Raw genomic sequence first — 14233 nt, forward strand, 5'->3', positions numbered from 1 at the left:
ATACATAAAATCCCCTAAATCAAAAAAATTGGTACTGCTAGGATTTTACTCCTATCAGTACCAAATATTGTAGACCCCGAAAAAAGCAAAAAAGAGGTTGAGTTTCCTCAACCTCTTTTCATTTTAACCAATAAAATTAGTCAAGCACTTCTGATACCACACCGGCACCAACAGTGTGTCCACCTTCACGAATAGTGAACTTAAGACCCTTTTCAATGGCAACTGGCTTTTGAAGGGCAACAGTAAAGGTTACGTTGTCCCCTGGCATAACCATTTCTACACCATCTGGTAATTCAATAGTCCCAGTAACGTCAGTCGTGTGGAAGTAGAATTGTGGACGGTAGTTTGAGAAGAATGGAGTGTGACGACCCCCTTCTTCCTTGGTCATAACGTAGACTTCACCCTTGAATTCCTTGTGAGTTTGGATGGAACCTGGAGCAGCCAAAACTTGACCACGTTCGATTTGGTCATGTGAGATACCACGAAGCAATACCCCAACGTTGTCCCCAGCTTCACCAAGGTCAAGCGTCTTGTGGAACATTTCAACACCAGTAACGGTTGACTTAAGGATTTCATCCTTCAAACCAACGATTTCAACTTCGTCACCGATCTTAACAGTCCCACGATCGATACGACCAGAAGCAACAGTCCCACGACCAGTAATCGTGAAGACGTCTTCAACTGGCATCATGAATGGCTTGTCAGTAGGACGTTGTGGAGTTGGGATGTATTCGTCAACAACGTCGAGCAAGTGAAGGATAACCTTTTCTTGTTCTTCGTCACCTTCGAGGGCCTTTAAAGCGGACCCACGAATAACTGGAATATCGTCACCAGGGAAGTCGTATTCGGACAAGAGGTCACGAACTTCCATTTCAACTAAGTCAACCAATTCATCATCGTCAACAAGGTCAGTCTTGTTCAAGAAGACAACAATGTATTGAACACCAACTTGACGAGCAAGAAGAATGTGTTCACGGGTTTGTGGCATAGGACCATCAGTTGCGGCAACAACCAAGATAGCACCATCCATTTGAGCAGCACCAGTGATCATGTTCTTAACGTAGTCAGCGTGACCTGGGGCGTCGATGTGAGCGTAGTGACGCTTTTCAGTTTCGTATTCAACGTGGGCAGTGTTGATAGTGATACCACGTTCCTTTTCTTCTGGAGCAGCATCGATATCAGAGTAATCTTCTGCCTTAGCCAAGCCCTTTTCAGCCAATACCTTAGTAATAGCTGCAGTTAAAGTAGTCTTACCGTGGTCAACGTGGCCAATAGTACCAATGTTAACGTGTGGTTTAGTACGTTCATAATGTTCTTTTTCTGCCATTTATGAAACCCTCCTGAGTAAATTACAAGTATCATGCCTATCCATTTAAAAAATGACTAGACACACCCTTATATCTTATTGTACTACTTCTGATCGCTAATTCAAAGAAGAAAATTAGTTAACCAGAATTCTTAATCATAATATCAGTTCACCCTTGATTTGTAAACGGATTTGACTAACTTTTTCGGAATCAAATTGCTAGATTCCCATTTGAACCAAAATTTGGTTTAAACGTTCCTGCCAATTTCGCATTTCTTGCACGATTGGTGCTTCTCCGCCTTGACGGGGAGTCCCCATGATAGCTACCCACTTTTGCGGATCAATAATAGCTTTATTAATGAACGGATAAAGTAAGGCAACTTGGAGATTAAATTGTTGTAACCGCATATGATAAGTTATCGGATCATTATTTTCATATTTATGTTGGAGAACGTGGTAAACGTGCTCAACAGTTGGATGTGTTTCGATGGTTGCAAATTTTGCCGGAATAATTGGGTATTCATGGTTATCCAACCATAAGAGCTTAAATTCCTTGTTGATTTTCAATTTGACCAATACTTGAACTAAGCTACTCTTGATAATTGGTTTGACAAATGGATCCCTTAAAACAAACTGACTTCCTTGTAAATACAGGTCTAGAGGTAGTTGAACAGCGTCGTTAAAATTCCGCTGTTGCTTTATAAATCCCCCATCACCTAAATGAAAGAAATGTTGTTGACGGGTTCTTAAAGTCTGCGGCATTGAAACTAAGGCTTGATGTTCGGATAAATGAATATTTTTTTGAAATCTATTTTTTGGAATTTCTGGCAAAGATTCAACTAATAATCGGGCATTGATAAAGTTACCATTTTTCAATTCAAGATTAATTAATAATTCTACCCCGGTAGCTGAATTTTGGTACTCAAAACGTCGTTCATTCGCAATTACTAAGGCTTGAGTATAGTTTTCTGCCTGTGTTAAAGCCTTTACGTATGCTAAGTTAACCTCATAAGCATCAACTTCATCATTCAAAGTTGCTAGCTTCTTTAAGGCTTTTTCCGTTTCACCCGCCTTCAGCGCCTGCTGGGCCTGATTTAACTGCTCATTTTGCTTATCTGTCATTTTCTCTCCTTAATTTGTTAAAAGAAGAGGCCAGGAAGAACTCCTCTTCTTCCTAGCCCCGATCTTAATAATTATTTTTCATCAGTCTGTTTTGCTGTTTCCTGCCGCTTCCGCTTTTTTCCTCGCCCACGTGATGGACGGTTACTTTGACGTTTTGCCTTGCCACCTTCTTTAGTTTTGGGAGTAGCGGTTTGCTTCTTCGGCTTGTTTTTCCGCTTTGGATGTTGGTTAATTTCCATAATGACTGGCAAAATTACCGGATGACGCTTGGTCTGATTAAACAAGAACCGATTTAATTTGTCGCGCACATTTTGCTTTAAATGACTCCAATCAAATTCTTTTTGGTCAAGGTCCTCCTGGATAATTTGTTCAACTAATTCTGCACTTTGCTTCATTAATTGCCGATTTGTCTTCACAAAGACAAAACCACGGGAAGTAATTTGTGGCCGGGTAACAATTTGCTTCTTCTTCCGATCAATTGTTGCCACCACGACAAAAATCCCATCTTCTGAAAGAACCCGCCGATCACGAAGCACAATATTCCCGATATCACCGACCCCAATTCCATCGATCATGGTGTTACCGACTTCAATCCGATCACCAAGGTGGAAAGTCCCATCTTGGTAGGTCAATACATCCCCCTTATTCGTTAAGAAAATGTTTTCGCGAGGAATACCAACTTCTTCTGCCAAAATGGCATGTTGATCAAGAAGGCGATATTCTCCTTGAATTGGCATAAAGAAAGTTGGGTGCATGAAGTTAAGCATTAATTGTTCATCATTTTGGTTTCCGTGCCCCGATGGATTAAGATCTTGAGCAATAAACTTCACTTCTGCTCCAGTCCGGTAAAGCATGTCAGTAACTTTTTGGACCACTGCTTCCATCGCATATGAAGGAGTAGTAGCAACAAATACCAAGTCGCCTTCCCCGAGTTGAACTTTTGGATCATCGCCATTGGCAATCTCTTGTAAAGCTTTAATTGGGGCGCCCATTTTACCAGTCTCAAGGATCACGACTTGACTTGGTTCTAAATCTTCCGTTTCTTCCATTGAAATTAGGAGTTTAGCATCAAAGTGCAACTTACCTAAATTCATTGCCGTACTAATGATTTGCTCCAGATCTTGTCCACCAGAGAGAACAACCTTCCGCCCACTAGCTTCTGCGGCATCAAAAATTTGTTGAACCCGCATAATATTTGATGCAACACTTCCAACAACGATCCGACCATTATGGTTTTCAAAAACATCCTTAATGTAGGCAGCAATATCCTTTTCTCGGGTCGAAGCATCGGTTAATGCTGCCCCTGCCGAATCACTCAATAATAGTAAAACGCCGTTTTGACCAATTTGAGCTAATCTTGCAAGGTCCGTCCGGTAACCATCACGAGCAGTTTGATCAAACTTAAAATCACCCGTGTAAACAATTTCACCCTCATCGGTATGCAAAACAATCCCTAAGGTATTTGGTAAGGTATGCGTGATACTAAAGAAGCTAACCGTTACGTCTTGGAAGTCTATTTCCGTTGCCGGATCAACTTCATGAAAATCATTAAATTTCTTAACTTGTTTATGTTGCTTAACTGCTAACTTAGCTAATTCAATTGTTAACTTACTTCCAAAAACCGGAACTTTGAAATCCATTAAAAAGTAAGGCAAGGCTCCAATTGCATCAGCGTGGCCATGGGTTAAGAAAACTCCCGCGATACGATCCGCATGTTCCTTAAGATACGACCAATCGGGAATAACAACATCAATCCCCATCAATTCGTTTTCAGGATATTTTAGACCACAATCTAAAATAAATATTTGTTCATTAATTTCAACGGCATACATATTCTTGCCGTTTTCGCGCACGCCCCCAAAGGGAATTACATTAATTTTACTCACGCTAAAAAGTCTCCTTTAAATTGATTCAACTGTCTTAGTTAGCTGATAATGGTTGGGTAAGCTAACCGATATTTCATACAGAATATTAATTAGTAACATCTTACCACACCCACGCTTAGCAATTCAAAGGTTTGTCAATAATCTTAGTTTTCACCTTAAAAAAAGGAAAAAAGACTAGGAAGAAACGTGAATTCTTCCTAGTCTTTCTCACATCTCTGAATATTACTCAGAAGTTACGGTCGAAAACCATGGACTTAGAGCATAAGTTCAAACGAAACAGTAGCTGAACGGCAACTGCCGCTAATCGCTCCAAGCCCAATTCTTATGATTCAACCCTCTCCTTATCCTTTTTAGACTGTTGAGAAGGTTTTCTCTCGACCTCTTAAGGAAATTACCGACGAAGACCAAGGCTCTTGATCAATTCACGGTAAGCAGGTAAGTCAGTCCGCCGAAGGTAAGCCAGAAGGTTACGCCGGTGACCAATCTTCTTCATCAAACCACGTTGTGAGTGGTAATCATGCTTGTGCGTCCGGATGTGTTCGTTAAGTTCGTTAATATCAGCAGTTAAAACAGCAACTTGAACTTGAGTAGAACCAGTGTCTCCTTCGTGCGTAGCGTATTGCTTGATGATTTCGTTCTTCTTTTCCTTTGAAATAGCCATAACTATTTTCCCACCTTTCATTTTTAAACCCCTAATTCTAAGTAAAACGTCGGTGAGGATCGTTAAACTGAGAAATAGGCTGGTCATTAGCGACCGTTGATAATATACTAAATTCTGGCATTAATTGCAAGTTTTCTTTTTTCATTATGGATCAACTATTGCAATGAAGCTAATGATTCTGTATAATGACAAATGTTGAAAAATTCTGGTCAACCGATACCAAAAGGTCCGGAGGTGAAATTAAAATGCCAATTATCAAGTCAGCAATCGAACGCGTCCGCGTTAACGAAAAGGCAGCTGCACGGAATGCTTCTCAAATGAGCGCTATGCGGACTGCTATTAAAAAGTTCGACAAGGCTAAGTTAGCCGGGGCCGACAACGTAGAAGACCTTTACAAGCAAGCAGTCTCCGCTATCGACCGGGCCCACTCTAAGGGCTTAATTAAGGCTAATAAGGCAGCTCGTGACAAGTCACGTCTCGCTGCACGTCTTGCTAAGTAATTAAAATAAAACTGGTGTTAGTCAAGTGACAAACACCAGTTTTTTTGTACATAAAAAAGAAGAGGATGAGGCATGGAAAGAAGCTTGTGCTTCTTCCCAGCCCCTTTTTTATCTCCGAATGTTACTCAGTAACTAAGGTCAAAGCAGTAGCTGAATGGCAGTTGCTTCCTTGACGGTCGCACCAACCGATTCAGCCTTGCATGGGCTCACAAACGCCAAACCAGTTGGCTGGTTCGCTCCAAATCACGGCCTTAGCGGATAAGTGCGAACGAAAGGCCGATTCTGATGAATCAACCTTCGTTCTTCTTATCCCACCCAGGCCGTCAAGGAGCTTTTTCCCAACCTCCATCCTCCTCAAAGTTTTCAAGACAAATAATCAATTAGCTTGATACTTAAGTAAAAATAATTGAAATAGTAGCTCTGGTGACCGACTAGTAGTCTTCAGAGCTTTTTCAATTTGAATTAACCCTAAAAATGCTTGCGCAAGGCGCGGAAGGCTAAAATTTCGAACCGTTTGCAATGCTAATTTTACCCGGTATGGGTGAACTCGAAGTTGCTTAGCTAAAGTTGCTTGACTCAAACCCCGGGCCGCTAAAATTTTAACTTGCAAGAGTAACCGAAATTGACTAACTAAAACCGCATTAATCTGAAGTGGTTGTTGTTGGGCAGCAATCAATTGCCGGTACAAATCCAGCGAATGTTCTTGTTGCCGTTTTAAAACCGCAGTTACTAAGTCAAAAACATTCTCATCTAAAGATTGAGTAACCAGACCTTTAACGCTGGTTAACTTAATGGTTTTAGTATCAATATCAAGTAATTTTAATTGTGGTAACCAAGCCATCATACGCCCATAATCGGCATTTGTCCGGCGAATCAGTTCATCTAAGGCTTCGTCTTCGAATCGGTACCCAGCCGTTTGGACTTGACTTTGAATTAATTGCCGGGCCTCTTTTTCAGTTAGTGGTGCAGCACTAACTTCAACCGCTTGCTTCTTTAATGCCTTGACCACTCCCTTGCGACCGTCTAGTTTCTCATATGGGGCTAAAATAACTAAAACCGTTGATGGCTGAGGAGCCTTTAAATAATCTTGAAGTAAATCTGGATTCTGTTTAATTTTCCCACGACTATTTCCACCGGTTAAAAAAGTTGGCTTATTTAAAATTACCAAGCGCCGTTCTCCAAAAAAAGGACTTGATTCCGCATCGTCAATCGCATCGGCTAGGCTGGTTTCTTCTAAATCATAGGAGCCAACATTCATGACTTGTTCTTCGGCTGGAATCAGCTTCAAAAAAGCTTCTCTTGCTTGATCGATTAAGACCTGTTGGGTCCCTAAAACTAAATAGACTGGAGCTGGTGGAACTGTTTTTAATTGCGTGCGTAGAGCGGCAACATCCATTTTAATTCACTTCCCTTTAATTTTGTGATTATGCTTCCCCGTTTTCCCCAATATTGGTAAGTAATCATCCCCCGATTCTGCGTCGACATAAAGGGACATCCAATTCGCTTTAAAGTTTGAATCGTTTCTTGATTTGGGTGGCCATACCGATTTTGACGTCCCGCTGAAATGATTGCCAATTGGGGGTGAAGGTGGCTTAAATATTGAGGATCACTTGCTGTTTTACTTCCATGGTGACCTAATTTTACGATATCCGCTTGGACTGATGGATATTTTTTGATAACAGCACGTTCATCAGCTCGATCAAGATCACCGCTAAAGATAAATTTTTTACCCCCCAATTCTCCCCATAAAACCATTGAGTCTTCATTTTTACCCTGTCCTGTTTTAAATGGATGCAAAATCAATAGCGGGAACCCTTCCAAATGTTGCTGGTCAGTTACCGGGACTATCGCTACTTTCTTTGGTAACCGTTTGGTAAATTTTGGCATTTTCTCCATTCCCGCTGGTACTAAGATTGTTTTAACTTGTAAATTTTTCATAACCGTACTAGTAAAACCAATGTGATCAGCATCACTATGGCTTAAGCATAGATAATCAACCCGGTGAATTCCTTTACTTTTTAAGTAATTAATGCTGGTACTGGTCGCCCGGTCATTCATATTTATTCGCTTTGCCCAAGCTGGTTGGCGAAAAGTCAATTGGCCACCAGTATCAATCATAATTACCTGGCGATTAAACGGTGTGCGAATAATTGCACAATCTCCTTGCCCAATATCGACAAAGGTTACCTCACCACTAAGGGGGAAATGGATAAAACAAAAACAAATGAGGTACATCGATCCTAATAGCGACCAATACCGTCTAAAACGAGACTCCTTTTCAATCAAAACTAACGCCATCACCGTTAAGCCGACTGCAATTAGCGGGCTAATTTTACCAAAGTAAACATTTCCCGGCCAAGCCGCAATTTGAATTAAAGTATTTTGAAAGATTAACAAGAGTTGGTTAGTAATTGAAATTAAGATTGGCAGGCTCTGACCAAATCCAGCGGTCACGATAACAGCCGGTAAAATAAAACTACCAAATAGTGGGATTAATAGCCAATTTAAAAGGACCGTTAAAAAATGAAATTGGTATGCGGAAACGAGTAATGCTGGTAAGCCTACCAACTGAATAGCAATTGCCCGTAAACCCGGATGGGTGATCCGACAGCGCCCGATTGCTAAGGCTAATAAATAAGATAGCTGCCCCCCCAACGATAGGAGTACTCCAGGCATAATCAAGGAATGAATAATTAAGCTGGTATTCCAAGCTACCTGTTGATTCTTTCCCAAAGCTTTCGCAATTAATTGGAGTTCTAGCATCAGAACCGCCCGGGTTAAACTTACCGCCCCACCTCCCAGGATCCAAAGAAACGGTAAGGCCAAAATAGCAACCAACGTAATTGTTTCTTGGGTCAAGTGAAGTTGACGCAGAACAAATTCAAGCAATCCAACAAAAACGAAGGCGTGTAAACCTGATAAACAGAAAAGATGGATCACTCCGAGTTCACGCGCTGCCCCAATTGTGGTTGCCAACTCTGGATCACTTTATCCTAAAAGGAGACGTTGACAATAACTTGCCAGGGGTTGCGGGAAATTAGTAAAACGGTGACTTATCCGAGCTCGCAAGCAATGGAGCTGGTCAAGTAAAGTCTGCCCTGGCAATAGGCGCAAACTTCCTTGACCCTTAATTTGGTTATAAATCCCTAATTGTTGTTCGTAAAAACGATAATCAAATTGATTTTGATTAGTTGCTGGTAGTAAGGGACTAATTTTACCATGAATTTGAAGACGAACTGGTTGGGTAACTGTCATTAATTCGCGTTGCTGTTGCTTACTGGTTAGAAATAACTGAACCAGGACTTTTTGATTTTGATACTTTCCCGTTGCCTGGTCAAAATTACCATTAACTCGCCACTGATCAGGTAAGACAGTGACTTGGTAGGTCCCGGTTTTCTCAGTTACGAGAGTTTGTTTTTGCTGATGCTGAATCTGTAACCAGCACCGTCCACCCATTAGGATGCAACAAATCACCACTAGCCACCGACCGCTTTTCGAACGCCAAGTTAGTAAGCGCCACAGAAAGTAGCCGAGGGCAAAAATTGCCCACCATTGATGAGCAAGGCTAACTGCCGCTAGTAACGAAACCCCTACCGCCGCAAAGAAAGTCCAAATTTGAACCGTAAGCTAATCCTTTGGATGGATATATTGGTCTAAATTGACCTCATCCAAAATATCTGGATCAAGTTTAATCTGGTGGAGTTTAACCCCCTTCATGGTAATTAAACGCATTGCATATTCATCATTATGATAATTTCGCAAATAATTAATTTGGGTAATTCCCGCTTGAAGTAAGCTCTTAGTACATTGTAAGCACGGAAAATCAGTTACATAAACCACTGCCCCATCCGTTGATGTCCCAAATCGAGCACATTGTAAAATGGCATTCATTTCCGCATGGATCGTCCGCACACAATGACCATCCCGCAGGCAACAATCTTCATCAATACAATGGACGTCGCCAGATACGGAGCCATTATAACCACTACCGATAATCCGCTTATCACGGACCAAGACGGCCCCGACAGATAGACGCTTACACGTTGACCGCGAAGCCAACAAAGCTGCCTGAATCATAAAGTACTGATCCCAATCAATTCTTTTCTGCACAATAATACCCCCATTCAATTTTCAATAGTAGTTCTAGTATAGCAAAGTTTGAAGGGGACACCAGATTAAACCGCAAGTTGCTCTTTTAATTTTGCGACGGTTTTTTCGCCAAACCCATCGACATTTTTTAACTCATCAATCGTTTTAAACTGTCCATGACTTTGGCGATATTCAATGATTTTATCAGCTTTTTTATCACCAATCCCACTTATCTTCAGCAAATCATCTTTGGTAGCTTGATTTAAATTAATTTTTGGCTGACTCCCCGAACTATCAGTTGAACCATCCAAACCAGTCGCAGAAGCCGTTGTCACTCCCGACAGTTGTTCTCCCTGGACCGGAATATAAACTACTTGTTGATCCATCAATTCTTTAGCCAAGTTTACCTGATGCATATCCGCTTGACTAGTCTGACCACCAGCCGCCGTAACGGCTTCTTGAACCCGCGACGTTTTAGGTAAAGTGTAAACTCCGGGTTTGTTAACCGCTCCTTTTATGTCAACCGTAACCTTTCCAGTGGGCGTTGCTGAACTAGCTATCGACTTAACCTGACTAGTTTGGTTAACGGCATTATTAGTTGCCAAATTCGCATTCATCCCCTGATGCTGGTACCAATAATAGCCCCCAAAGATGATACTTATGATCCCAATGATCACTTCCTTTCGATGCATTTCCCAAAGCTCACGTAACTTAGCAAGTAACTGTTCCATTTTTTCACCCCCTAATATATATATACGTAAAAAATGCCGCAAAATTAGTAGCATTCTCAATTTTTTTTGCTTGCAGTAAGCTAAAGGGCTGACATCAAAATTTCTAGGTGTTTGATAAAAGTACTGTCAATATCTTAAATCAGGAGTTGGTAATACAAAAACAGTGAGGCCGTCAAGGAGCTTTTTCCCCAGCCTCACTGTTAAGTTCTTTATTCATGATAATTTTTTAAATACTTAACCGCATCATTAAAGGTTTGAACCGGGACAACCTTCATCCCCGGCGCATATTTTTTAGCGGTTGCTTTGGCCATTTGATAATTCGTTTGATGACCTTCTTCATACTTAAGAAGCTCTTTAGTTGGTTTAACATATGGGGCAAAGAAAATCTTTGCCCCGGCTTTATGAGCAGCGATCACCTTTTTATCAATTCCGCCGATTTCACCAACTTGGCCCTTGGCATTGATCGTTCCCGTCCCCGCAATCTTTAACCCGTGCCGTAAATTTGTCTGGGTTAGTTGATTGTATACCTGGAGGGCAAACATCAAACCACCAGAGGGCCCACCGATTTGCCCAGGGGTGATTGAAGCCTTGATCTTGGTATCAACCTTAACATTATCAGTCAAGATGATGCCAATCCCAGTTTTGCCAGTTGCAAGTTTCACTAACTTTTGTTTTGCTTGGGCCACTTTTCCATTGTGAAGGTAAGTGACTGTAAGTTGACTCCCAACCTTCTGGTGTGCAATGTATTGTTGATACCCACTAGCATTGTTAAAGTGATGACCATTGACAGCCGTAATCGTATCACCCACTTTAATCTGATGGCGGAATTTAGAATTCTTTTGCACTGAAAGAACATAGATTCCTAAATATTTTTTCGTGTATTCCTGGTGGGCTGCTTTATAAGCAACCGCAATTGCTTCATTGATTGCGCTTTGCATATAAAAATCTTGAACTTTGTTGTAGGTCTTATTTGATTGTCCACCAGTCACTTCCGCAGCTGATTCGATCGTTGCATGCGGATTAAACTTTGCCCACACCCACGTTGCCGGTCGCGCTTGTTGAAGATAAACCGAAGTAATCATAAAACTACCCTTTTGTTTATCAGGATGTCCTTGGACCTTTACATAGGCTTTGAGATCATCAGCTGATCCCGGACTCTCGATGTAGCTATTTAATGGCCAGAACAGCGCCCAGCCAATAAATAGGATTGCCACAATTACTCCGAAAATCCGGCGCAAAATCCGTTGATCCTGTTTTTTACTCATTCAATCGCCATCCTATTTTTGGTTTTGGTTGCGCAGGCTAATCCGTTCTTCTTCCCGTTTTTGCATCCGCTTGGCTAAGTCGGCTGAAATATTTGATGGTAAGTAAGGATCAATATCACCACCAAAACGGGCCACTTCTTTCAAGAGACTGCTTGAAAGATGTTGATACTTAGGATCGGCTAACAAAAATACCGTTTCAACTTGATCATCCAAAAATTGGTTCATCGCCGCAATATCGCGTTCGTACTGGAAGTCATTAGTATTCCGTAACCCCCGCAACAAGTAATCAGCGCCAATTTTGTTCATCAGATTAACCGTCAGACCAGTTGCTGTAATCACCGAAACATTATCAAAACCACTTGTTGCCTTCTTAACTTGGGCTACCCGTTCTTCAACACTAAAAAGCGGATCCTTGGCCGTATTAGTCATCACTGCAACAGCTAACTGATCAAATAAGGCACTCCCCCGCTTAATTAGATCGAGGTGGCCAAGGGTCAAAGGATCAAAAGTTCCTGGAAAAATAGCTACTTTCATTAATCGTTCTTCCTTCCTGTAAAGTGATAAATGTTCAAAATCGTGATGCCATAATCTTGCCGGCGCACCATTTCAAAGCCAGGTAAATCAGCTGGTAGGTTGGCTTCTTGATTTGTTTCGGCGACAATCACTGCCCCTGGGTTTAATAAACCAAGTTCGACCATCAAAGACAGGTTTTCAACAATTTTTTGTTTTGCATACGGGGGATCGAGGTAAACTAAGTCAAAATGTTCATTTTGATTTTGTAAAAGGTGAAGCGCCTTAGTAGCATCCTGCTTAAAAATTTTAAATTTTTCCGGCCGTTTGGTAGCCGCAACGTTCTTTTTAATTGTCTTGATTGCCGCATATTGACGGTCAATCAGGACCGCCCGGTCAATGCCCCGGCTAACCCCTTCAATACTCAGACCACCGCTACCCGCAAATAAATCTAAGCTCACGCCCCCATCAAAGTAGGGACCAATAATATTAAACAAAGCTTCCTTAACTTTATCGGTGGTTGGTCGCGTTGCCATCCCCGGAACGGCACTCAACTTTCGCCCCCGAAACTCACCTGAAACTACTCGCATTCTTTAATCATCCTCATCTTGTGTTTTATATAATCCGGTCGACTTTAGATCCACCACTTCAGGATCAAGTTCGCGCCAGTGAGAAAATACGACTTTGGTTACATTACGTAACTTTTTAATTTCTGGTAAAACACTTGCTACTCGGTCTGCATCGACGTACATGATAACATACCGCATTTTTTTTGAAACATATTGAATGCGGCCATAGTGCCTCAGCACGCGAATAACTCGCCGACTCGCAATCGAAACAACTAAACTCTGCCGTTCTTTAATTTTAAACATTCATCGTCGCCCCTTCCCCTTGAATTTCTCGTTCATGAATTCGACGAGCAACGTTTAAAACTAAACCTAGCGAAGCACTTAAAACGACCATACTTGAACCACCATAAGAGATAAATGGTAAGGTCACCCCAGTAATTGGTAATAAGCCTGATACTCCGCCAATATTAAAGACCGTTTCAATGCAAAAGAAAGTGGCAACCCCATAACAAAGGAGTCCTTCATAAACGTGATTAGTTTTCGCTCCCAGATAAATTGAACGACAAACAATGACGGCGATTAAGCCTAAAATAATCACTACCATCACAAAACCAAGTTCTTCGGCAATTACTGCTAGGATAAAGTCAGTATTCGGTTCTGGTAAATAACCCATCTTTTGAATACTATTTCCTAGACCAACCCCGGTCAACCCGCCGTTACTAATCGCATAATAGGAATTAACCAGTTGGCTACCGGCCCCATTTTTCGTTCCAAATGGATTTAAGTAAGCCACAAACCTAGCAACCCGATAACTATTTCCCGCATGGTCAACAAGCCAACTTGAGCCAAGGGGCAAGCCAAGCATTACCAAAATCACAATTGAAGTTAGAATTAAGGAACTGCGTTTCCAAGTTGAACTACTAGCCAAAAACATTACGAGGGCGATGATTCCGTTAATTGCCATCCCTCCAGTATCTGGCTGAATCAAAATTAAACCCAAAATTCCAACAACAACTAATGCCGGGCGCACATACTTAATTTTATAATCTGGATTAGGATAATTTTCCATCGATGCAAAATGATGCGCCAAATAAATAATCAAGTAAAACTTGGCAACTTCGGCAGGTTGAATACTAAAAAAACCTAAATCTAACCAACCCCGAGCACCATTAACCGCTTGCCCGATTAGTCGGACCAAAACTAATAGCCCAATTATCCCCCAACAGCCGTACTTCACCAGCTTGGGGTAGCGTAATTTTTCAATATTCATATTGTAAATAAAAAGGGTAATGATGAGCCCCATGATTACGTAAATTGCCTGTTTAATTAAATAAGCAGTTGGCGATCCCCCAGTTTGCATTCGAATTGCGGCACTGGCGGAATAAACCATTACGATTCCAATTCCACATAAAATGATGTATGGCAAAAAGAGCCACAGATCAAGCATTCTAATTTTCTTCCGAATTTTCCTCATAACTTCCTCGAATTCCCGTTAACTAATTTGTTAGCCCTTGATAAAATTATCTGCTTAACATTATAACGCAAGCCTTATTCTTCTGATACTAAGCAGGATTAATTAGCTAAATTTTAAACG

General features: G+C 41.3%; 15 protein-coding genes. 1 reads left to right on the plus strand and 14 read right to left on the minus strand.

Going from position 1 to position 14233, the window contains the following annotated elements:
• Nucleotides 1–136: 136 nt before the first annotated feature.
• From tuf to rpsO, 4 genes are all read right to left on the minus strand, one after another.
• Nucleotides 137–1327 carry an elongation factor Tu gene (gene tuf / locus H5993_RS01905; RefSeq protein WP_180870000.1) on the minus strand — a complete coding sequence of 397 codons (1191 nt, stop codon included), beginning with the start codon at nucleotides 1325–1327 and terminating at the stop codon, nucleotides 137–139.
• A 198-nt stretch (nucleotides 1328–1525) separates the two neighbouring features.
• The gene (locus tag H5993_RS01910) at nucleotides 1526–2428 is read right to left on the minus strand and encodes a hypothetical protein (RefSeq protein ID WP_204776014.1); all 903 of its coding nucleotides are present in this window, start codon (nucleotides 2426–2428) and stop codon (nucleotides 1526–1528) included.
• 71 nt (nucleotides 2429–2499) lie between these two features.
• Nucleotides 2500–4314: an RNase J family beta-CASP ribonuclease gene (locus tag H5993_RS01915; protein WP_204776015.1), complete on the minus strand. Its 1815-nt coding sequence runs from the start codon at nucleotides 4312–4314 to the stop codon at nucleotides 2500–2502.
• Between the two features lie 391 nt (nucleotides 4315–4705).
• Nucleotides 4706–4975, minus strand: coding sequence for a 30S ribosomal protein S15 (gene rpsO, locus H5993_RS01920; RefSeq protein WP_019205880.1), 270 nt, complete (start codon nucleotides 4973–4975; stop codon nucleotides 4706–4708).
• 245 nt (nucleotides 4976–5220) lie between these two features.
• Here rpsO and rpsT point away from each other — a divergent pair, with 245 nt between their 5' ends.
• The gene (rpsT, locus tag H5993_RS01925) at nucleotides 5221–5475 is read left to right on the plus strand and encodes a 30S ribosomal protein S20 (RefSeq protein ID WP_180870004.1); all 255 of its coding nucleotides are present in this window, start codon (nucleotides 5221–5223) and stop codon (nucleotides 5473–5475) included.
• 376 nt (nucleotides 5476–5851) lie between these two features.
• On the opposite strand, the gene holA is transcribed toward rpsT, so the two are convergent.
• From holA to H5993_RS01975, 10 genes are all read right to left on the minus strand, one after another.
• Nucleotides 5852–6871 (minus strand): DNA polymerase III subunit delta, encoded by a 1020-nt coding sequence (gene holA / locus H5993_RS01930; protein ID WP_204776016.1) that lies wholly within the window; start codon nucleotides 6869–6871, stop codon nucleotides 5852–5854.
• Nucleotides 6841–8451, minus strand: a complete 1611-nt coding sequence (locus tag H5993_RS01935; RefSeq protein WP_204776017.1) for a DNA internalization-related competence protein ComEC/Rec2 — start codon at nucleotides 8449–8451, stop codon at nucleotides 6841–6843. Before H5993_RS01935 ends, holA begins: the two co-directional genes overlap by 31 nt.
• Nucleotides 8452–8463: 12 nt before the next feature.
• A complete protein-coding gene (locus tag H5993_RS01940; protein ID WP_204776049.1) occupies nucleotides 8464–9090 on the minus strand; it encodes a DUF4131 domain-containing protein in 627 nt (208 codons plus the stop codon).
• A gap of 12 nt (nucleotides 9091–9102) precedes the next feature.
• On the minus strand, nucleotides 9103–9585 hold the full coding sequence (locus tag H5993_RS01945; protein WP_180870008.1) for a ComE operon protein 2: 483 nt from the start codon (nucleotides 9583–9585) through the stop codon (nucleotides 9103–9105).
• Between the two features lie 65 nt (nucleotides 9586–9650).
• Nucleotides 9651–10295: a helix-hairpin-helix domain-containing protein gene (locus H5993_RS01950; RefSeq protein ID WP_204776018.1), complete on the minus strand. Its 645-nt coding sequence runs from the start codon at nucleotides 10293–10295 to the stop codon at nucleotides 9651–9653.
• A 209-nt stretch (nucleotides 10296–10504) separates the two neighbouring features.
• Nucleotides 10505–11560 carry a SepM family pheromone-processing serine protease gene (locus H5993_RS01955; protein WP_204776019.1) on the minus strand — a complete coding sequence of 352 codons (1056 nt, stop codon included), beginning with the start codon at nucleotides 11558–11560 and terminating at the stop codon, nucleotides 10505–10507.
• Nucleotides 11561–11572: 12 nt separating this feature from the next.
• Complete coding sequence (gene coaD / locus H5993_RS01960) at nucleotides 11573–12094, minus strand: pantetheine-phosphate adenylyltransferase (protein WP_180870013.1); 522 nt, start codon at nucleotides 12092–12094, stop codon at nucleotides 11573–11575.
• Nucleotides 12094–12660, minus strand: a complete 567-nt coding sequence (gene rsmD, locus H5993_RS01965) for a 16S rRNA (guanine(966)-N(2))-methyltransferase RsmD (RefSeq protein ID WP_204776020.1) — start codon at nucleotides 12658–12660, stop codon at nucleotides 12094–12096. The genes coaD and rsmD overlap by 1 nt, the downstream gene beginning before the upstream one ends.
• 3 nt (nucleotides 12661–12663) lie before the next feature.
• Nucleotides 12664–12942, minus strand: coding sequence for a DUF2129 domain-containing protein (locus H5993_RS01970; RefSeq protein ID WP_180870017.1), 279 nt, complete (start codon nucleotides 12940–12942; stop codon nucleotides 12664–12666).
• Nucleotides 12935–14086: an FtsW/RodA/SpoVE family cell cycle protein gene (locus H5993_RS01975; RefSeq protein ID WP_239457939.1), complete on the minus strand. Its 1152-nt coding sequence runs from the start codon at nucleotides 14084–14086 to the stop codon at nucleotides 12935–12937. Before H5993_RS01975 ends, H5993_RS01970 begins: the two co-directional genes overlap by 8 nt.
• Nucleotides 14087–14233 lie beyond the last annotated feature (147 nt).

The organism is Limosilactobacillus alvi (assembly GCF_016900115.1).
In the GTDB taxonomy this organism is placed as follows: domain Bacteria; phylum Bacillota; class Bacilli; order Lactobacillales; family Lactobacillaceae; genus Limosilactobacillus; species Limosilactobacillus alvi.